The organism is Streptomyces yangpuensis (assembly GCF_024666385.1).
GTDB classification, from domain to species: Bacteria; Actinomycetota; Actinomycetes; order Streptomycetales; family Streptomycetaceae; genus Streptomyces; species Streptomyces yangpuensis.
This window is the reverse complement of record NZ_CP102514.1, coordinates 4,252,041-4,268,703: the sequence shown is the minus strand read 5'-3', so window position 1 is coordinate 4,268,703 and position 16,663 is coordinate 4,252,041. Positions and strand designations below refer to the sequence as shown.

Annotated in this window: 21 protein-coding genes; 5 read left to right on the top strand and 16 right to left on the bottom strand. The window is 70.5% G+C overall.

The annotated features are described in order from the left end of the window. Positions 1-5 precede the first annotated feature (5 nt). Positions 6-536: a hypothetical protein gene (locus tag NRK68_RS19555; RefSeq protein ID WP_183067024.1), complete on the top strand. Its 531-nt coding sequence runs from the start codon at positions 6-8 to the stop codon at positions 534-536. A gap of 92 nt (positions 537-628) precedes the next feature. Here NRK68_RS19555 and NRK68_RS19550 read toward each other — a convergent pair whose 3' ends face one another. The 5 genes from NRK68_RS19550 to NRK68_RS19530 all read right to left on the bottom strand — a co-directional run bounded on the left by NRK68_RS19550 (position 629) and on the right by NRK68_RS19530 (position 5,206). Continuing rightward, positions 629-1,975, bottom strand: a complete 1,347-nt coding sequence (locus NRK68_RS19550) for a dicarboxylate/amino acid:cation symporter (RefSeq protein ID WP_183067025.1) — start codon at positions 1,973-1,975, stop codon at positions 629-631. 403 nt (positions 1,976-2,378) lie between these two features. Further along, positions 2,379-2,651 (bottom strand): DUF4229 domain-containing protein, encoded by a 273-nt coding sequence (locus NRK68_RS19545; protein ID WP_183067115.1) that lies wholly within the window; start codon positions 2,649-2,651, stop codon positions 2,379-2,381. Positions 2,652-2,871: 220 nt separating this feature from the next. Then, positions 2,872-3,396, bottom strand: coding sequence for a GNAT family N-acetyltransferase (locus NRK68_RS19540; RefSeq protein ID WP_257856326.1), 525 nt, complete (start codon positions 3,394-3,396; stop codon positions 2,872-2,874). A gap of 129 nt (positions 3,397-3,525) precedes the next feature. Next, positions 3,526-4,689: an aminofutalosine synthase MqnE gene (mqnE, locus tag NRK68_RS19535; protein ID WP_030965880.1), complete on the bottom strand. Its 1,164-nt coding sequence runs from the start codon at positions 4,687-4,689 to the stop codon at positions 3,526-3,528. Positions 4,690-4,750: 61 nt separating this feature from the next. Beyond that, on the bottom strand, positions 4,751-5,206 hold the full coding sequence (locus tag NRK68_RS19530) for an Lrp/AsnC family transcriptional regulator (protein ID WP_030026281.1): 456 nt from the start codon (positions 5,204-5,206) through the stop codon (positions 4,751-4,753). A gap of 122 nt (positions 5,207-5,328) precedes the next feature. On the opposite strand from NRK68_RS19530, the gene NRK68_RS19525 reads away from it, so the two are divergent. Beyond that, positions 5,329-5,463 carry a hypothetical protein gene (locus NRK68_RS19525; RefSeq protein ID WP_257857992.1) on the top strand — a complete coding sequence of 45 codons (135 nt, stop codon included), beginning with the start codon at positions 5,329-5,331 and terminating at the stop codon, positions 5,461-5,463. Here the strand turns inward: NRK68_RS19525 and NRK68_RS19520 are convergent. Next, complete coding sequence (locus NRK68_RS19520; protein WP_183067027.1) at positions 5,460-6,164, bottom strand: UbiX family flavin prenyltransferase; 705 nt, start codon at positions 6,162-6,164, stop codon at positions 5,460-5,462. The two genes, NRK68_RS19525 and NRK68_RS19520, sit on opposite strands and share 4 nt — an antisense overlap. Before the next feature lie 86 nt (positions 6,165-6,250). On the opposite strand from NRK68_RS19520, the gene NRK68_RS19515 reads away from it, so the two are divergent. Next, on the top strand, positions 6,251-6,862 hold the full coding sequence (locus NRK68_RS19515; RefSeq protein ID WP_183067028.1) for a rhomboid family intramembrane serine protease: 612 nt from the start codon (positions 6,251-6,253) through the stop codon (positions 6,860-6,862). Here NRK68_RS19515 and NRK68_RS19510 read toward each other — a convergent pair. The 4 genes from NRK68_RS19510 to NRK68_RS19495 form a co-directional block, all read right to left on the bottom strand. Then, positions 6,852-7,439: a Uma2 family endonuclease gene (locus NRK68_RS19510; protein ID WP_257856325.1), complete on the bottom strand. Its 588-nt coding sequence runs from the start codon at positions 7,437-7,439 to the stop codon at positions 6,852-6,854. The two genes, NRK68_RS19515 and NRK68_RS19510, sit on opposite strands and share 11 nt — an antisense overlap. A gap of 77 nt (positions 7,440-7,516) precedes the next feature. Next, entirely contained in the window at positions 7,517-8,437 is a 921-nt protein-coding gene (mqnP, locus tag NRK68_RS19505; protein WP_373024481.1) for a menaquinone biosynthesis prenyltransferase MqnP, read from the bottom strand. After that, complete coding sequence (locus NRK68_RS19500; RefSeq protein ID WP_183067031.1) at positions 8,437-8,916, bottom strand: hypothetical protein; 480 nt, start codon at positions 8,914-8,916, stop codon at positions 8,437-8,439. Before NRK68_RS19500 ends, mqnP begins: the two co-directional genes overlap by 1 nt. Then, positions 8,913-10,370: a menaquinone biosynthesis decarboxylase gene (locus tag NRK68_RS19495; RefSeq protein ID WP_030026270.1), complete on the bottom strand. Its 1,458-nt coding sequence runs from the start codon at positions 10,368-10,370 to the stop codon at positions 8,913-8,915. The genes NRK68_RS19500 and NRK68_RS19495 overlap by 4 nt, the downstream gene beginning before the upstream one ends. Before the next feature lie 90 nt (positions 10,371-10,460). Between NRK68_RS19495 and NRK68_RS19490 the strand changes: the two genes are divergently transcribed. Then, on the top strand, positions 10,461-10,817 hold the full coding sequence (locus NRK68_RS19490; protein WP_183067032.1) for a PLD nuclease N-terminal domain-containing protein: 357 nt from the start codon (positions 10,461-10,463) through the stop codon (positions 10,815-10,817). A gap of 46 nt (positions 10,818-10,863) precedes the next feature. Here the strand turns inward: NRK68_RS19490 and NRK68_RS19485 are convergent, their stop codons facing one another. Continuing rightward, positions 10,864-11,229, bottom strand: a complete 366-nt coding sequence (locus NRK68_RS19485; RefSeq protein ID WP_257856322.1) for a cupin domain-containing protein — start codon at positions 11,227-11,229, stop codon at positions 10,864-10,866. 95 nt (positions 11,230-11,324) lie between these two features. Here NRK68_RS19485 and NRK68_RS19475 point away from each other — a divergent pair, with 95 nt between their 5' ends. Beyond that, positions 11,325-11,789 carry a MarR family winged helix-turn-helix transcriptional regulator gene (locus NRK68_RS19475; RefSeq protein ID WP_183067033.1) on the top strand — a complete coding sequence of 155 codons (465 nt, stop codon included), beginning with the start codon at positions 11,325-11,327 and terminating at the stop codon, positions 11,787-11,789. A 70-nt stretch (positions 11,790-11,859) separates the two neighbouring features. Here the strand turns inward: NRK68_RS19475 and NRK68_RS19470 are convergent, their stop codons facing one another. From NRK68_RS19470 to NRK68_RS19450, 5 genes are read right to left on the bottom strand one after another with little or no spacing between them, the layout of a single operon-like run. After that, positions 11,860-12,375 (bottom strand): SRPBCC domain-containing protein, encoded by a 516-nt coding sequence (locus tag NRK68_RS19470; RefSeq protein ID WP_183067034.1) that lies wholly within the window; start codon positions 12,373-12,375, stop codon positions 11,860-11,862. A 25-nt stretch (positions 12,376-12,400) separates the two neighbouring features. After that, the gene (gene ccsB, locus NRK68_RS19465; RefSeq protein ID WP_046779344.1) at positions 12,401-13,486 is read right to left on the bottom strand and encodes a c-type cytochrome biogenesis protein CcsB; all 1,086 of its coding nucleotides are present in this window, start codon (positions 13,484-13,486) and stop codon (positions 12,401-12,403) included. Then, the gene (resB, locus tag NRK68_RS19460; RefSeq protein WP_257856321.1) at positions 13,483-15,213 is read right to left on the bottom strand and encodes a cytochrome c biogenesis protein ResB; all 1,731 of its coding nucleotides are present in this window, start codon (positions 15,211-15,213) and stop codon (positions 13,483-13,485) included. The genes ccsB and resB overlap by 4 nt, the downstream gene beginning before the upstream one ends. Positions 15,214-15,226: 13 nt before the next feature. Continuing rightward, entirely contained in the window at positions 15,227-16,000 is a 774-nt protein-coding gene (locus tag NRK68_RS19455) for a cytochrome c biogenesis CcdA family protein (RefSeq protein ID WP_257856320.1), read from the bottom strand. A 4-nt stretch (positions 16,001-16,004) separates the two neighbouring features. Continuing rightward, positions 16,005-16,631 carry a TlpA family protein disulfide reductase gene (locus NRK68_RS19450; RefSeq protein ID WP_183067036.1) on the bottom strand — a complete coding sequence of 209 codons (627 nt, stop codon included), beginning with the start codon at positions 16,629-16,631 and terminating at the stop codon, positions 16,005-16,007. Positions 16,632-16,663: the final 32 nt, after the last annotated feature.

Below are 16,663 nucleotides of genomic sequence, written 5' to 3'. Positions count from 1 at the left end.
GCCCGATGAGCGGGGAGGGGCGCGGCTGGTGGCGTCCGGTGCTGGTCTGCGGGCTGGTGTTGGCCGGCGGGCTCGTGAGCGGGTGCTCGGGGGCCGCGCGGAGCGGTGTCCCGGCCGCGGAGCGCTCGTCGGGGCAGCTGTCGCAGTGGGTGGACGGGGCCACCGTGGAGTCGGTCGCCAAGACGCTGGGGGTGCGGCTGCCGGAGACGGCGACCGAGGCGAAGGCGGCGCACCTGCAGGGGGTGCAGGACGACGGCTTGATCCTGGCGTTCGTCCTTCCGACGGCCGACGTGGACGCGTTCGTCGACGCTCTGAAGCCGGAGCGGCCGCTCGGCCTGCGGCAGCAGCCGCTCGCGCACAGCACGAATCCGACGACGCCGTTCTCGCACCTCGGGCTGCCGGAGCCCGATCTGCTGGCCCCGGTCCGCGAGGGGCAGGTGTGCGCGCCGTGCGCGGAGGACCTCAACTGGCTGAGGGTGGCGGTGGCGCCGGTCGACGACCGCACCAGCCGGGTCTACCTCCGGGGCGTCGACTGAGCGCTGCCCCGGTGGGCCGGCCGGTGGACGCGCCGCAGCCCCCGCCCGGACGGGGCGGGGGCTGCGGCGAGTGCTGCGGGCGTGCGGCCGGGTCAGACGGCCGCGGCGGCCGGCTGCGGAACGGTGTCGACGGCGGCCGGGGCCGGGGCGGGCTCGTCCAGCAGGGAGGCCGAGGCGTTCGCGTAGGCGTCCTTGTCCAGGATGCCCTCGCGGGCCGAGACGATGACCGGCACCAGCGCCTGACCTGCGACGTTCGTGGCCGTGCGGATCATGTCCAGGATGGGGTCGATGGCCATCAGGAGGCCGACGCCGGCGAGCGGGAGGCCCAGGGTGGAGAGGGTCAGCGTCAGCATGACGGTGGCGCCCGTCAGGCCGGCGGTCGCGGCGGAGCCGATGACCGAGACGAAGACGATGAGCAGGTACTCCTTGATGCCCAGCTGCACGTCGAAGATCTGCGCGATGAAGATCGCGGCGAGCGCCGGGTAGATCGCGGCGCAGCCGTCCATCTTGGTGGTGGCGCCGAACGGGACGGCGAAGGAGGCGTACTCCTTCGGGACGCCGAGGCGTTCGGTGACCTTCTGGGTGACCGGCATGGTGCCGACGGAGGAGCGGGAGACGAAGGCCAGCTGGATGGCGGGCCAGGCGCCCTTGAAGAACTGGATCGGGTTGACCTTGGCGACCGTCGCGAGGAGCAGCGGGTAGACGCCGAACAGCACCAGGGCGCAGCCGATGTAGATGTCGGCGGTGAAGGTGGCGTACTTGCCGATCAGCTCCCAGCCGTAGGTGGCGATCGCGGTGCCGATGAGGCCGATGGTGCCGATCGGGGCGAGGCGGATGACCCACCACAGGGCCTTCTGGAGGAGTTCCAGGGCGGACTCTGCGAGGTCGAGGACCGGCTTGGCCTTGGCGCCGAGCTGGAGGGCGGCGATGCCGGCGACGACCGCCAGGAAGACGATCTGAAGGACCTTCAGCTCGGTGAACGGCGTGACGATGTCGGTGGGCACGATGCCGGTCAGGAAGTCGATCCAGGAGCCGGTCTTCTTCGGGTCCTTGCCGTCGGCGGCGGTGAGGCCGGTGCCCGCGCCGGGGTCGGTCAGCAGACCGATGCCGATGCCGATGCCGACCGCGATCAGCGAGGTGATCATGAACCAGAGGAGGGTGCGGGAGGCGAGGCGCGCCGCGTTGTTCACCTTCCGCAGGTTGGTGATCGACACGAGGATCGCGAAGAAGACGAGCGGGGCGATGGCCAGCTTCAGCAGCTGGACGAAGATGTCGCCGGTCTTCTCCAGGGTGGTGGCGAGCCAGCTGACGTCCTGGCTGCGGGCTATCCAGCCGAAGAGGACGCCGAGGGCCAGACCGGCGACGATCTGGGCCCAGAAGGGGAACTTGAACGAGGCCTTGGCGGGGGCAGGGGCCTGTGGGGTCGCGGACACGGACACTCTCCGGAGGTGGCGCACGTAGTGAGGGGGTGGTTCTGCGTGGTGTTGCGGTGCGGCAGCAGCCAGGAAGGGCCGGCCGGGACCGCTGCTGTATCGATTCAGCTCAACAGCAACAGGCCGCGGACGCGCGGCGGCAGAGGTCGACGTGCAGGCGCGACACGAGCGGGACGCTCGTGATCATCGGGTGCGCAGCTGTGGTCGACATGGTGAACACGCTAACACTCCTCCTTTGAGATTCTCAAAGGGGTGCTTTGAGACAGCGGCGTGCGGGGCCCTCTTGCGCGGACCCGGAAAACACCGACGCCCCAGCGCTACGGGGGGGTACCCGGTGCTGGGGCGGTTCGATGTGTGATGAAGCCAACTGGGCCCCTACGGGCCGACGCGCCTGACGGGCCGACGCGCGTTACGAGCCGACGCGTGCCGCGTCGTCCGCGTCGTCCTCCTGGGTGCGGTTGGCGGCGAGCCTGTCCTTCGCCCCGGCGACGCGCCCGGAGATCTGCGCGGACATCTCGTCGCGCTGCTTGCGCAGGAGGACGAAGGAGAGCGGTGCGGAGAGCACGAGGGCGAGCAGCACGACCCAGGCGCCGTTGGCGTCGCCCAGCCCGGCGGGCACCCAGCGGAGCCGGACGAGGACCGCGACGACGGCGAGGCAGCCGACGAAGATGCCCAGGCGCATCGCGGTGTATCGGATCGTTGCGCTCGGCTTGAGGGACACGGTGACCCCTTCTCTCTCGTCGTGGTCGGCACGTCGTGCGGCGCACGGTGCCCGTCCAGTGAAGCACGCCGGGACCCGCCCGCGGCCCGCCGGGGTACGGCGGCCTCCCGCCGGACGGTACGGAGGCGGCCGCCGCCGGGGTACGCCGGCCACCCCGCCGGACGGGCGCGGAGGCGGGCCGTCAGTGGAGCGGCAGCAGCATCACGACGTCGTCGCGGTCGTCCCCGGGGGCCACGCGGATGGCGCCGGGGACCCGGCCGACCTCCTTGTAGCCGCAGGAGGAGTAGAAGTGCTCCAGGCCGAGGCCGCCGCGACAGGTGAGGCGGACGGCGTCGATGCCCTCGACGGAGCGGGCGGCGGCCTCGGTCGCCGCCATGAGCTCGCGCCCGTAGCCCTTGCCCTGGTGGCGCGGGTGGACCATCACCGTGTAGGCCCACAGCCAGTGCCGCTGGAGCCGGTGGGTGTTGTGGGTGAGGAAGGCGGTCGCGGCGACCGCGCCGTCCTCGTCGCGGCCGACGAGGAGCCGGCAGCTCCCGTCGGCGATACCGGCGAGGTGCTTGTCTAGCAGGGGGCGTACGTCGTCATGAGTGACCGGCGGTACGAAGCCCACGGCGCCGCCCGCGTTGGAGACATCGGTCCAGAGCTCCAGGATTCCCTCGCGCAGGGCGGGCCCGACGGCCGGATCGAGGGTGAACGTAAGGGTCATTCGATAAGTTTACTTATTACTTGATCGGCCCGTCCAGAAAAGCCGAACCCCGGCCCAGGGGCCGGGGTCGACGTACCGGGCGAGGTCCGGCGCGGGCCGGACGCGCGCCCTGCGCGAGCCGGAGCCGGGTCAGACGCGCATCGCCTGCGGGGTCTCGCGCAGGTCCGCGTCCGGCCCCGGGTACTCGCGGATGATCTCGTAGCGCGTGTTGCGCTCGACCGGGCGGAAGCCGGCCTCGCGGATCAGTTCCAGCAGGTCCTCGCGGCCCAGCTTGTTCGGGGTGCCGTAGTTGTCCGCGTCGTGCGTGATCTTGTACTCGACGACCGAGCCGTCCATGTCGTCCGCACCGTGCTGGAGCGCGAGCTGCGCGGTCTGCACGCCGTGCATCACCCAGAAGACCTTGACGTGCGGCACGTTGTCGAAGAGCAGCCGCGAGACGGCGAAGGTCTTCAGCGCCTCGGCGCCGGTGGCCATCGTCGTGCGCGCCTGGAGCTTGTTGCGCACCTTGCCGTCCTGCATGTCCACGAAGTCGTGCTGGTAGCGCAGCGGGATGAAGACCTGGAAGCCGCCGGTCTCGTCCTGGAGCTCGCGCAGCCGCAGCACGTGGTCCACGCGGTGGCGCGGCTCCTCGATGTGCCCGTACAGCATCGTCGAGGGGGTCTTGAGGCCCTTCGCGTGCGCGAGACGGTGGATGCGCGACCAGTCCTCCCAGTGGGTGCGGTGGTCGACGATGTGCTGGCGGACCTCCCAGTCGAAGATCTCCGCGCCGCCGCCGGTGAGGGACTCCAGACCGGCCTCGATCAGCTCGTCCAGGATGTCCGAGGCGGACATCCCGGAGATCGTCTCGAAGTGGTGGATCTCGGTCGCCGTGAACGCCTTCAGCGAGACGTTCGGCAGCGCCTTCTTCAGCTCGGAGAGCGAGCGGGGGTAGTAGCGCCACGGCAGGTTCGGGTGCAGGCCGTTGACGATGTGCAGCTCGGTGAGGTTCTCCGTCTCCATGGCCTTGGCCAGGCGCACGGCCTCCTCGATGCGCATCGTGTACGCGTCCTTCTCGCCCGGCTTGCGCTGGAACGAGCAGTACGCGCACGACGCGGTGCACACGTTCGTCATGTTGAGGTGGCGGTTGACGTTGAAGTGGACGACGTCACCGTTCTTGCGCGTGCGCACCTCGTGGGCGAGGCCACCGAGCCAGGCCAGGTCGTCCGACTCGTAGAGGGCGATGCCGTCCTCACGGGTCAGCCGCTCGCCGGAGCGGACCTTCTCCTCCAGCTCACGCTTGAGCCCAGCGTCCATGTACCGGTCGCCTCCTCTAGATGCCTCTTGCCTGTCCTGCAAACCCTGACCAACCGTACTCTCAGGCTTCCTCGGGCAGCTCCCCGACCCGGTTCTCCCACTTCGTGGAGAGCACGATGGTGGTGCGGGTGCGCGAAACACCCTTGGTGCCGGAGAGCTTGCGGATGATCTTCTCCAGGCCGTCCACGTCGCTGGCGCGCACCTTGAGCATGTACGAGTCGTCGCCGGCGATGAACCAGCAGTCCTCGATCTCCGCGAGGTCGCGCAGTCGCCGGGCCACGTCCTCGTGGTCGGCGGCGTCGGAGAGGGAGATGCCGATCAGCGCGGTGACGCCGAGGCCGAGCGAGGCGGAGTCGACCGTCGCGCGGTAGCCGGTGATGACACCGGCCGTCTCCAGGCGGTTGATGCGGTCGGTGACGCTGGGGCCGGAGAGGCCCACGAGACGGCCCAGCTCCGCGTACGAGGCGCGGCCGTTCTCCCGAAGTGCCTGGATGAGCTGCCTGTCCACCGTGTCCATTACGTGGAGCCTTCCATTATTCGGCGATCCTGCAAGTCTAGGTATAGAATCTAAGGCACACAGGGTCAGCACCCTGCGATTTCTTACAGCAGATCAATAACGATCTTCAGGAGTGGTACACCGTGTTCACGATCGAGATGGCGCACGCACACATGCGACAGCTCCAGGAGCTGGCCAACCGATCCCGAGCCCACCAGCCCGCCGCGGCCGTCCGCGTCGACAAGGCCCGCAAGCCGCTGGGCCGCAAGAAGGCCTAGTCACCGGCCGCGCCACCACCGTTCGCCTCCCGGGGAGCGCGGGAGCCTCCCAGCTCCCCCTCCCAACGGCGGTACAGCCGGTGCGGCACCCCTGCCGCGTCCAGCACCCGCCCCGCGACGAAATCCACCAGATCCTGGATGTGCGTCGCACCCGCGTAGAACGCCGGAGAGGCGGGCAGCACGACCGCGCCCGCCTCGTCCAGCGCCACCAGATGCTTCAGCGTCTGCCCGTTCAGCGGGGTCTCCCGCACCGCGACCACCAGCCGGCGCCGCTCCTTGAGCGTCACGCTCGCCACGCGCTGGAGCAGGTCCTTCGACAGTCCGAGCGCCACCCCCGCCACACAGGCCGTGGACGCCGGGACGATCAGCATCCCCTTGACCGGGTACGAGCCCGAGCTCGGGCCGGCCGCCAGGTCCCCGGCACCCCAGTACCGGATGTCCGCGTCGGCCGCCGGGCCCTCGAAGGTCCCGGGCTTGCCGTCGGCCCCGCGCGCCAGCCACTCCGCGAGATCCTCGCGCCAGTGCGCGTCACGGAAGGCGATGCCGGTCTCGTCCAGCAGGGTGAGGCGCGAGGCCCGGCTCACGACCAGGTCGACGCTCTCCCCCGCGGCGAGCAGCCCGCGGAGCACCGCCGCCGCGTAAGGCGTCCCGGACGCTCCGGAAACCCCGACCACCCACGGGGTGCGATTGCGCTCTGTCATACCTCCGAGACTATCCGGCCACGCCCGGCGGGCACTCAGTAAGGTGACCGCACGTTCCCGTGAGGGGAGCCACGAAGGGGGCGAAGATGAGCACGACGGTGGATACCGGCCTGACGCAGACCGACCGGACCAAGGCGGCGGCCAAGCTGATGCTGGGCTGGGTGGCCCTGCTGTGGGTGCTGGAGGCCGTCGACCACGCCACCGGCCACGCCCTCGACCGGTACGGGATCGTCGCCCGCGACCCCGACAGCCTCACCGGCGTCGTCACCTCGCCCTTCCTCCACTTCGGCTTCGACCACGTCGCCTCCAACAGCGTCCCGCTGCTGGTCCTCGGCTTCCTCGTGGCCCTGTCCGGGATCCGCCGGTTCCTCGCGGTGTCAGGCTTGATCCTGCTGGCCGACGGGTTCGGCACCTGGCTGATATCCCCGTCCGGGACCATGACGCTGGGTGCCTCCGGCATCGTCTTCGGCCTCTTCGGCTACCTGCTCGTACGGGGCTTCGTGGAGCGCAAGGCGCTGGGCATCGCGGTGGCCGTCGGCGTCGCGGCCGTCTGGGGGACCACGATCCTCTCCGGCATCCTCCCGACGGACTCGGGCGTCAGCTGGCAGGGCCACCTCTGCGGCCTGGTGGCCGGCGTCGTGACGGCCCTCTACTTCCGCCGCCCCGCCCGCCCCCGGCCGGGAGCCCTCACGGCCTGACGACGGAGGGGTCCACGGGCAGGCCCGCGGTGTCGATCACGAGCTTGCCGATGCCTGTCTCGACGGTGACCTCGCCGCCGTACGGGATGGTGTCCCGGCCCCGGTAACCGTCCGGGCCGGGGTTCCACAGGGTCACGCAGTGCGCCTGGTACGGGTCGAAGATCAGGTAGTGAGGGATCCCGCGCCGGGCGTAGGCCCGGTCCTTGACCTCGTAGTCGTTACGGATGCTGCTCGGGGAGACGACCTCGACGGCCAGTTCGATGAGGTCGGGGGAGTAGGCGCTGAGGTTCTTGCGGCGCTCGGCATCCGGAATGACGGCGAGGTCCGGGCAGAACTCGTTGCTTTCGTCGAAGGGGACCGCGACATCGGAGATGAAGGCCCACCCGGGCGGAAGCTGCGGTTTCAACAAGTCCCGCACGTCCCAGATCGTCTCATTGTGGTGGGGCTTGACCGGGCTCATCACGATGGCACCCTCGACAATCTCGGTCCGGTATCCGGGGAACATGTCCTCGAACCGGCTGAGCTGTGAGTGCAGGCGGTCGCTCTCCGAGACGGTCACGTCGGCCTCCCTGTCCATGCACTCGATGTTAGGCCGCACGCTACGCACCCGGCAGACCGCGCACCCCGCGGTCATGCCCGGCTCACTCCTGCGAGCTACAGGCCCAGGCCGCGGACGACGAGGTCGGCCAGGGCGCACACGAAGAGGGCGATGCCGATGAAGCCGTTGACCGTGAAGAAGGCCCGGTTCAGGCGGGACAGGTCGTGCGGCGTCACGATGGTGTGCTCGTAGACGAAGGCGACGACGACGATCGCCAGGCCGGCCCAGAACAGCGGGCCGGCGTCCGTGGCCAGCGCGTACCAGGCCAGCAGGGCCGTGGTCACGACGTGCGAGGCGCGCGCCCCCCAGAGGGCGGCCGGGACACCGAAGCGGGCCGGGACGGACCTGACGCCCTCGGCCCGGTCGGCGGCCACGTCCTGGCAGGCGAAGATGAGGTCGAAGCCGCCGATCCACACGCCGACGGCGAGGCCCAGGATCACCGCGTCCCACGACCACTCGCCGGTGATCGCCAGCCAGGCCCCGACGGGACCTATCGCCTGGGCCAGGCCCAGGATGGCGTGCGGGAAGTTCGTGAACCGCTTGCCGTACGGGTAGACCACCATCGGGACGACGGCGACCGGCGCGAGCGCCAGGCACAGCGGGTTCAGCAGGGCCGCCGAGCCGAGGAAGACGACGAGTGCGATCCCCGCGCCGGTCCAGGCGGACCGCACCGACACCGCGCCGGTGACCAGCTCGCGCCCCGCGGTCCGCGGATTGCGGGCGTCGATCTCGCGGTCGATGATCCGGTTCGCGGCCATGGCGAAGGTGCGCAGCCCCACCATGCACACGGTGACGAGCAGCAGCTTGCCCCAGTGCACGGTCCGGTCGAGCTGGAACATCGCGGTCAGCGCCGCGATGTAGGCGAACGGCAGCGCGAAAACCGAGTGCTCGATCATCACCAGCCGCAGGAAGGCCCTGACCTTGTTGGCCGCCTCCGGCGCGGGCCCCTGGCCGACCACTCCATCGGCGGTGGTCATCATGCGAGTTCCCTCCGGAACTGTTCGAGTTCGGCCAGCAGGTCCGCCGCCGGGAGCGCGCCGAGTTCCAGCGTCCGGGCGGCGGGGCCGTCCTCCTCGCCCTCGGGCGGGGTGATGTGCGCGGTGACCGTCCAGTCGGCGCCCGCGGGCCGGGCGTCCAGGCGCAGGAAGTTGCCGGCCTCCACGGTGAACGGCTCGGCCGCGGCCAGGGCCTGCTGGAGCTGCTCCGCGAAGGCGTCCGCCTCCGTGTCCCGGGCGCCGGGCAGTTCGAAGCCGTCGCCGTCGCCCTCGTCCTCCGCCTCGTAGATCAGCGTCCAGACGTCGCCGGGGCCGGCGAACTCCTCCGGACTCACGCCCGCCTCCCGGGCCGCGGTGATCACGCCGGGCTGGGTGGGGTCGATCTTCGGGCGGGCCAGGAGCAGGTACGTCCCGGAGGTGCCCAGGTTCAGCTCGGGGCCCTCTACGGCGATGGGGCTCACAGGCCGTACTCCTTCCAGCGGCGGTCCACGAGGGCCGCGGTCGCGGGGTCGGACTCCACCATGTCGGGCCAGCCGCCGTCGCGGGTGTAGCCCTCCTCGGGCAGCTTCTTCGTCGCGTCGATGCCCGCCTTGCCGCCCCAGAACTGCTGGTAGGAGGCGTGGTCGAGGTGGTCCACCGGGCCCTCGACGACGGTGAGGTCGCGGGAGTAGTCCGTGTTGCCGAGGGCCCTCCAGGACACCTCGTGCAGGTCGTGGACGTCGCAGTCCTTGTCCACCACGATGATCAGCTTGGTCAGCGACATCATGTGGGCGCCCCAGATGGCGTGCATGACCTTCTGCGCGTGCTTGGGGTACTTCTTGTCGATCGAGACGATCGCGCAGTTGTGGAAGCCGCCCGACTCGGGCAGGTGGTAGTCCACGATGTCCGGGACGATGATCTTCAGCAGGGGCAGGAAGAACCGCTCCGTCGCGCGGCCCAGCGGGCCGTCCTCGGTCGGCGGACGGCCCACCACGATCGACTGCAGCAGCGGCCGCTTGCGCATCGTGATGCAGTCGATCTTCAGGGCCGGGAAGGGCTCCTGCGGGGTGTAGAAGCCGGTGTGGTCGCCGAAGGGGCCCTCCGGGAGCATCTCCCCGGGCTCCAGCCAGCCCTCGACGACGACCTCCGCGTTGGCCGGGACCTGTAGCGGAACGGTCTTGCAGTCGACCATCTCGATCCGCTTGCCCGCGACGAAGCCGGCGAAGAGGTACTCGTCGATGTCGCCCGGCAGCGGCGCGGTGGACGCGTAGGTGACGGCGGGCGGGCAGCCGAAGGCGATCGCGACCGGCAGCCGCTCGCCCTTGGCCGCGGCGACGGCGTAGTGGTTGCGGCTGTCCTTGTGGATCTGCCAGTGCATGCCGATGGTGCGCTTGTCGTGGCGCTGCAGCCGGTAGAGGCCGAGGTTGCGCACGCCCGTCTCGGGGTGCTTGGTGTGGGTCAGGCCGAGGTTGAAGAAGGAGCCGCCGTCCTTGGGCCAGGTGAAGAGGGCCGGCAGCAGGTCCAGGTCGACGTCGTCCCCGGTGAGGACGACCTCCTGGACGGGCGCGGAGTCGCCCTTCACCTTCTTCGGCGGCACGTGGACCATCGAGCCGAGCTTGCCGAAGGCCTCCCGGACCCCGATGAAGCCCTGCGGCAGCTCGGGCTTGAGCAGACCGCCGATCTTCTCGCTGATCTCGGCGTAGGACTTCAGGCCGAGGGCCTTCAGGAGGCGGCGGTCGGTACCGAAGACGTTCATGGCCAGCGGCATCGCCGAGCCCTTGACGTTCTCGAAGAGCAGCGCGGGACCGCCCGCTTTGTTCACTCTGTCGACGATCTCCCCGACCTCCAGGTACGGGTCGACTTCGGCCTTGATGCGCTTGAGGTCGCCCTCTCGCTCCAGAGCCCGGAGCAGCGAGCGGAGATCGTCGTAAGCCATAGGGGCCAGTATCCGTCACCAACTACGCTGGGAGCGTCACCGGGGCCCCTTGCGGGTCCGCCGCCACTGCCCGGGAGTCGGTCCCACACCGTGCTGCGCTATCTGCCGTTCCTGCTGATCATCGCGCTGACCATCTACGCCTTCATCGACTGCCTGAACACGCCGGAGGAGGAGGTCAAGCACCTCCCCAAGTCGATGTGGGTGCTCATCATCCTGCTCTTCTCCATCGTGGGGCCGGTGGTGTGGCTGTTCGCGGGCAAGAAGCGGGTGGCCGCCGGCGGTGGCGGGCGCGGACCCCGGGGGCGCACCCAGTGGGTGGCCCCGGACGACAACCCGGAGTTCCTGAAGTCCCTGCGCGAGGAGCAGGAGAACAAGGACCGCGAGGACCGCGACACCAAGGACAACGGCAAGGACAACGGCAGGGACAACGGCAAGGACGCCGACTAGGACGCCGACTGCGGCGCCCGCCCGGGAAACGGTCCCGGGGCTCCTGCTACCGGGCCCACGGGAGGACGCGGGGGGCCTCCTCGCCGGGCACCGACACCACGCCGTCCGCGCGCATCGCGACGTGGGCGCGGAAGGTCTCGGGGGCGTGGATCCGGCGCGGTACGTCCGCCGGCAGGATCAGCGTCCGGCCCGCGGTGACCCGCTCGGTGCGGCCGTCGCAGGTGACCTCCAGGGAGCCGGCGGTGAGGGTCCAGACCTGCTCGCGGCTGACGGAGTGCTCGGGGCCGGTGGCGCCTTCGGGCATGTCGACCTGCCAGGTGCTGAGCTCGGAGCTGCCGCGGCTGGGGGTGGCGAGTGCGGTCATGGTGGCGTTCGGGGTGGTGGTGACGCTCTCGGGGGAAGCGGCGATCACGTGCAAGACGGGCCTCTTTTTCTTCGACGGCTGAGTCAAGGTGCTTTACTCGTAACGAGTAAAGCACCTTGACTCAGCCGTGTCACCATATTTGCGTGACGAGAGACGACTACGCCGACGTCGAGCTGACCTTCCTGCTCGGCCTGGGCTTCCAGCTGGTACTGGGCGAGTTCACCCGGCGCCTGGCCGAGGCGGGGCAGGGCGACCTGCGGCCCGTGCACGGCATGGCCTTCCAGGCCCTGAAGGGCGGCGGCGCCACCGCCACCGAGCTCGCCGAGCGGCTCGGGGTGACCAAACAGGCCGCCGGGCAGCTCGTCGACGACCTGGAGCGGCGCGGCTACGTCCGCCGCGAGCCGCACCCGGAGGGCGGCCGCCGCAAGCTGGTGGTGCTGACCGGCGCCGCCCGGGAACACCTCTCCGTCGCGGGCCGGGTCCTGCACCGGCTGGAGGACGAGCTCGCGGGCACCGCCGACCTCGCCACCCTGCGCCGGGAGCTGGGGCATGTCGTGCGCGCGCTGCACGGGGAGGACGGGCTGCCGCCCCTGCGCCCCGTGTGGTGAGCACGGCGGCACCCCGGCGGGGCGACCGGCGCGCACGCGGCCCCGGCGGCGGAGGGCGCAGAGCAGAGGCTCAGGAAGCCTTGCGGGCCTGGCCGAAGGACGCGTACGAGGCGCGCAGGCCGGCCCATCGGCTGTCCGTCCAGGTGGACCAGTCCGTCGGCCGCCCGGACAGCGCGGCCTCCAGCAGCTCGAAGTGCTCGTGCCAGGCGGCCAGGCAGTCCAGGCGGGCCTCGTCGGACCCGCCGCGTTCGTTGACGAACCGGATGACCGTGGAGTCGGTGCCGACCGCCTCCAGGTGGAAGCGGATCCGCCCGAGCCCGGCCAGCGTGTACTCGGCGACGCGCTCCACGTCCCAGGCCGAGACGTGGCCGCTCGCCACCGTTGCGGTGTTCAGCCAGCGCAGTGTGACGGCCCCGCCGAGGTGCCGCTCCAGGACATCGGCCGCGGCCAGCCAGCCGCGGAGCCCGTCGGGCGTGGTCACGGCGTGCCAGAGGGCCTCGTAGGAGTACGGCAGGTGCAGCTCGAAGCGGAGCAGCCAGTGGTTCTCGCCGCGCCGTTCGCTGGTGGCATGGCTCACGAGGGACATGCCACCAGCGTCCCACTCCCGCCGGTCAGACGCCCGCGTAGGAGTGCTTGCCGCTGAGCAGGATGTTCACGCCGTAGTAGTTCCAGATCCAGCAGGCGAAGGCGAAGAGCGCCAGGTAGGCGGCCTTGCGGCCCTTCCAGCCGGCGGTGGCGCGGGCGTGCAGGTAGCAGGCGTACGCCACCCATGTCACGAAGGACCAGACCTCCTTGGGGTCCCAGCCCCAGTAGCGGCCCCAGGCGTCGCCGGCCCAGATGGCGCCGGCGATGATCGTGAAGGTCCACAGCGGGAAGACGGCCGCGTTGATGCGGTACGAGAACTTGTCGAGCGAGGCCGCCGAGGGCAGCCGCTCCAGGACCGAGGAGGCGATCCGGCCCGGCTTGCCGCCGCCGGCGAGCTTGCCCTCGTAGGCGTCGCGGAAGAGGTAGAGGACCGCGCCGGCCGCGCCGAGGTAGAAGACGGCACCGCAGAAGATGGCGGTGGAGACGTGGATCCACAGCCAGTACGAGTGCAGGGCCGGGACGAGCTGGTCGCTGTCGGTGTACAGCCAGGTGACCGCGATGCCGAGGTCGAGCAGGACGGTGGTGACCAGGATCAGGCCGAGCCAGCGGACGTTCTTCTTCAGGGCGAGGAGCACCAGGTACGTGCCGACGGCCACCGTGGAGAAGGTGATCGAGAACTCGTACATGTTGCCCCAGGGGGCCCGCTCGACCGACATGGCGCGGGTGACGACTCCGGCCGCCTCGACCAGGAAGGCGAGCGCGGTCAGCGAGACCGCGATCCGGCCGTACAGGTCGCCCTGCACGGTGCCGCCGGCTGCGCCGGGGCCGTCCGGGACGTCACGGGTGCCGGCGCCGGAGCGGGTGGTGACCTTGGGCCGGTCCAGTACGGCGGTGGCACCGCCCTTGCCGCGCACCTGCACGGCGGGAGCGGCGGCGGCCTCCTTGGCGCCGGTCAGCGCGGCGGCCGTGCGGGCGACCTTGCTGCGGCTGCCGAAGGTCCACTCGGCGATGTGCGCGAAGAAGGCGAGCGTGTAGACCGCCATCGACGAATAGATCAGGTAGTTGCTGATCTCAGCCAGGTTCTCGTTGGCTGCGGCAGCGAGCGGCGTCATCCGCGCTCTCCTTCGGGGGTTTCTTCGACACGTTTCGAGGAATCGGCGGGGCCGGCGGGCGACCCGGGCGTCGCGGTCGGCGCCTGTTCGTGGAGCGTGGCGGCGAGCTCCGCCAGCTCCTCCGGCAGCCTGGCGGACTCGCTGCGGCCGAGGCCCGCCATCTCGACGACGGTGACGCCGTCCTCGCCGGTCACCGCGCGGACCCAGATCCGGCGGCGCTGGATGAACAGCGACCCGGCCAGGCCCGCGATGGCGGCGATCGCGCCCGCGAGGGCGAGGCCGCTGCCGGGCTGGTGGGTGACGGAGAAGGTGGCCCACCGCTCGATGCCCTCGAACTTCACGGTGCCCGCGCCGTCGGGCAGGGTCATCGTGTCACCGGGCGCCAGCTTCTGCTTGAACTGCTGGCCCGACGCGTCCTTGAACATCTCCATCTTGGAGGTGTCGAGGCGGTAGACGTTCTGCGGCAGACCCGAGTCGACGCCGAGGCTTCCGTGCCAGGCGTTGAGCATGAGCTGCGGGTTCAGGAGGGCGGGGAACTGCGAGAACATCGTTCCCATGCCCTCGCCCGCGAAGGTCGGCACGAAGACGGCGTTGAAGCCGAGCTGCTCCTGCTTGCCGTCCTTGTCCTTGTAGCCGTCGGTGACCTTGACGGCGCCGGTGGAGGTGAGGTTGCCGTCCTGCGGGAGCACCGGGACGGCGTCCTTGTAGATCACCTTCCCGGTGGGGTCGGTCACCGAGATGATCGGCGCGTAGCCGTGACCGAGCAGGTAGACCTTGGACCCGTCGATTTCGAGGGGCTCGTTGACCTGGATCTCGCGCTTCTGCGGCGTCCCGTGGGCGCCCTCGCTGAGGGTGACGTACGCCTTGAAGTCGCGCGGGGTGCCCCGCTGCGGGCCGGACATCTCGTACGTGGCGTCGAACCGGTCCAGCGTGAAGCTGAACGGCGGCAGGTCGTCCGGGTGGAAGAGCGTGCCGGGCTTGAAGTCGTCGTACTGGGTGAGCGTGTTCGAGAACCCGCTGCCGCGCAGGACCAGCTTGCCGCCCTCGGACTTGAAGTACTGGCCCCAGGCGAAGGCGACGAGCATCACGATCAGCGCGACGTGGAAGACCAGGTTGCCGGCCTCGCGGAGGTAGCCCTTCTCGGCCGCGACATGGGCGCTGCCCGCCTCGGTGCGGAAGCGCTTCCGGCCGAGCATCGTCCTCGCGTACGAGAGGACCTCGTCCGGGGTGCGCTCCGTACGCCACGTGGTGTGGGCGGGCAGCCGGTCGAGCCGCTTGGGGGCGGCAGGCGGGCGGCCGCGGAGCTGGCCGACGAACTGCCAGGCGCGCGGGATGATGCAGCCGATCAGCGAGACGAACAGCAGCAGGTAGATCGCGGAGAACCACACCGAGCTGTAGACGTCGAAGAGCTGGAGCGCCTCGGCGACGCCGACGAAGGAAGGGTGGTCCTTCTTCCACTGGGCGACCTTGAGCGCGTCGACGTCGGTCTGCGGGACGAGGGAGCCGGGGATGGCGCCCAGGGACAGCAGGAAGAGCAGGATCAGCGCCACCCGCATGGAGGTGAGCTGCCGCCAGAACCAGCGGGCCCAGCCGGTCACGCCGATGCCGACGGGCCCGCCGTCCTCGACGGGGGCGGTGGACAGCTGGGAGCCTGCCGCCGCCTCTGCGGCGTCCGCCGGGACGGGCTCGTGCGACGCCTCGGTGGACGCTTTGTCAGTCGTACTCATGTCCGTCGGTTCCTCAGATCCCCACCGTGAAGCTTTGGGTCCAGGCCTGCATGTCGGTGACGATGCTGTCCCACAAACCTGTGACGAGCAGCAGGCCGGTGAGGATCAGCATGCCGCCGCCGATGCGCATCACCCATGCATAGTGCTTCTTCACCCAGCCGAATGCACCGAGCGCCTTGCGGAAGGCGATCGCGGCGAGAACGAAGGGCACGCCGAGCCCCAGGCAGTAGACGACCGTCAGCAGCGCGCCGCGGCCGGCGCTCGCCTGGTCGAGGGAGAGGGTGGTGACGGCGGCGAGGGTGGGGCCCATGCAGGGGGTCCAGCCGACCCCGAAGAGCACACCGAGCAGGGGTGCGCCGAGCAGGCCGGCCGTCGGCTTCCTGTGGAAGCGGAACTCCCGCATCGTCAGACCCGGGATGGCCCCCATGAAGAAGAGGCCCATGAGGATCACCACGCCGCCCAGGACGCGGGAGATGATCTCGGTGTTCTCCTTGAGGGTCTGGCCGAAGAAGCCGAAGAGCGCACCGGTGGAGACGAAGACGGCGGTGAAGCCCGCGATGAACAGCAGCGCGCCCGCCAGCATGCGTCCGCGCCGGGCCTCGGCGAGGTCGGCGCCGCTGACGCCGGTCACGTAGGAGAGGTAGCCGGGGACCAGGGGCAGGACGCAGGGCGAGAAGAAGGAGACCAGGCCCGCGAGGAGCGCGATCGGCAGCGCCAGCAGCAGCGCCCCGTTCAGGACGGTCTCGTTCACCCCGGTGACCTCGGCGGCGAGCACGTAGTGGACCACGAGGTCACTGCTCCGCGAGGACGGGGTCGATCATGGAGCGCAGCTGGTCCTCGCCGAGGGGGGCCAGGGTGCGTGCGGCGATCTTGCCCTCCCGGTCCAGGACGAGCGTGGAGGGGATGGCGTTGGGGTTGAGGCTGCCCTTGGGGAAGCGGAGCAGCAGCTTGCCGTCGGGGTCGTAGAGGCTCGGGTAGGGGATCTTGAAGGTCTCTTCGAAGGAGGCGGCGTTCTGCTTGCTGTTGTCGCGGACGTTGACGCCCACGAAGACGACGTCCTTGCCGGCGTCGGCGAGCTCCTTGGAGACCTTCGCGAAGGACGGGGCCTCGGCGCGGCACGGCGGGCACCAGGAGCCCCAGACGTTGAGGACGACGACCTTGCCCTTGAGGGCGGCCGTGTCGAGGGTCTTGCCGTCGACGGTCTCGCCGTCGAGCCCCGGGGCCTCGGTGCGCTCGCCCTTGGCGGAGGTGGAGATGCCGCTCGCGCCCGTGACGTAGTTGCCGCCGCTGCCGGTCGGCTTGCCGCTGTCCGAACCGCTGCACGCCGTGAGCGTGAGGGCGCCGGTGACGGTCACCGCGGTCAGCAGGAGGGCGCGGCCGCCGGGTGAGCGGCGTCGGGGGGCGCGGCTAAGGCTCATGTGAAAAGTTTCGCATGAGCAATTCGCGGATT

Coding starts and splice junctions, on each gene's coding strand:
- NRK68_RS19515 (WP_183067028.1), top strand. CDS start 6,251: ATGAGCACGACGGTGGATACCGGCCTGACGCAGACCGACCGGACCAAG.
- NRK68_RS19540 (WP_257856326.1), bottom strand. CDS start 3,396: ATGACCCTTACGTTCACCCTCGATCCGGCCGTCGGGCCCGCCCTGCGC.
- mqnE (WP_030965880.1), bottom strand. CDS start 4,689: ATGGACGCTGGGCTCAAGCGTGAGCTGGAGGAGAAGGTCCGCTCCGGC.
- NRK68_RS19555 (WP_183067024.1), top strand. CDS start 6: ATGAGCGGGGAGGGGCGCGGCTGGTGGCGTCCGGTGCTGGTCTGCGGG.
- NRK68_RS19470 (WP_183067034.1), bottom strand. CDS start 12,375: ATGTCCCTCGTGAGCCATGCCACCAGCGAACGGCGCGGCGAGAACCAC.
- NRK68_RS19520 (WP_183067027.1), bottom strand. CDS start 6,164: ATGACAGAGCGCAATCGCACCCCGTGGGTGGTCGGGGTTTCCGGAGCG.
- NRK68_RS19545 (WP_183067115.1), bottom strand. CDS start 2,651: ATGCGCCTGGGCATCTTCGTCGGCTGCCTCGCCGTCGTCGCGGTCCTC.
- ccsB (WP_046779344.1), bottom strand. CDS start 13,486: ATGACGCCGCTCGCTGCCGCAGCCAACGAGAACCTGGCTGAGATCAGC.
- mqnP (WP_373024481.1), bottom strand. CDS start 8,437: ATGACCACCGCCGATGGAGTGGTCGGCCAGGGGCCCGCGCCGGAGGCG.
- NRK68_RS19510 (WP_257856325.1), bottom strand. CDS start 7,439: ATGGACAGGGAGGCCGACGTGACCGTCTCGGAGAGCGACCGCCTGCAC.
- NRK68_RS19530 (WP_030026281.1), bottom strand. CDS start 5,206: ATGGACACGGTGGACAGGCAGCTCATCCAGGCACTTCGGGAGAACGGC.
- NRK68_RS19450 (WP_183067036.1), bottom strand. CDS start 16,631: ATGAGCCTTAGCCGCGCCCCCCGACGCCGCTCACCCGGCGGCCGCGCC.
- NRK68_RS19495 (WP_030026270.1), bottom strand. CDS start 10,370: ATGGCTTACGACGATCTCCGCTCGCTGCTCCGGGCTCTGGAGCGAGAG.
- resB (WP_257856321.1), bottom strand. CDS start 15,213: ATGAGTACGACTGACAAAGCGTCCACCGAGGCGTCGCACGAGCCCGTC.